This window comes from Bradyrhizobium sp. 23 (assembly GCF_023073295.1).
Lineage (GTDB): Bacteria > Pseudomonadota > Alphaproteobacteria > Rhizobiales > Xanthobacteraceae > Bradyrhizobium > Bradyrhizobium canariense_D.
In genome coordinates this window covers 491,501-492,224 of sequence record NZ_JADPJF010000042.1, presented here as the reverse complement: position 1 = coordinate 492,224, position 724 = coordinate 491,501, and the positions used below count along the sequence as shown (strand labels likewise).

Genomic DNA, 724 nt, shown 5'->3' with positions numbered 1-724 from the left:
GAGCCGCAGGTCGGGCACGCCGAGCGCTCGATCACCTTGACGTCCTCGTCGCTGACCTTGGAATCGGCGGCTGCGACCATGGCATCGATCAGGTCGACCGCCTTGGTCTTGCCCTGCAGGGTGACCTTGCCTGCCTCCATCGGTCCGCCCGAGACGAACACGGCAGGGATGTTGAGCCGCAGCGCCGCCATCAGCATGCCGGGGGTGATCTTGTCGCAGTTGGAGATGCAGACCATGCCGTCGGCGCAATGGGCATTGACCATGTACTCGACGCTGTCGGCGATCAGCTCGCGCGACGGCAGGCTGTAGAGCATGCCGTCATGGCCCATGGCGATGCCGTCGTCGACCGCGATGGTGTTGAACTCTTTCGCCACGCCGCCGGCCTGCTCGATCTCGCGGGCGACGAGCTGGCCGAGGTCCTTGAGATGGACGTGGCCGGGCACGAACTGGGTGAAGGAGTTGACGACCGCGATGATCGGCTTGCCGAAATCGCCGTCCTTCATGCCCGTCGCGCGCCAGAGGCCGCGGGCGCCCGCCATGTTGCGGCCGTGGGTGGTGGTGCGGGAGCGATAGGCTGGCATGGCGGTTTCCGTCCTCGGTTTGGCTGGCAGGGCGGGGCAAATTTTCGAAGCCGCCTCAGGCCTTTCCGGCCGGATAGCGCACGGGGGGAACGCGCGCAACGGGAACTTGGGCCGGACAGGGCTCCCCTGCTCCCGGCGCGTGG

1 protein-coding gene is annotated in these 724 nt (G+C 67.4%); it reads right to left on the bottom strand.

Annotated elements, in window-relative coordinates; translation table 11 throughout:
- The coding region (locus IVB32_RS12190) for a dihydroxy-acid dehydratase (RefSeq protein ID WP_247410420.1) at positions 1-581 on the bottom strand (581 nt) is incomplete at its 3' end.
- Between the last annotated feature and the right edge of the window lie 143 nt (positions 582-724).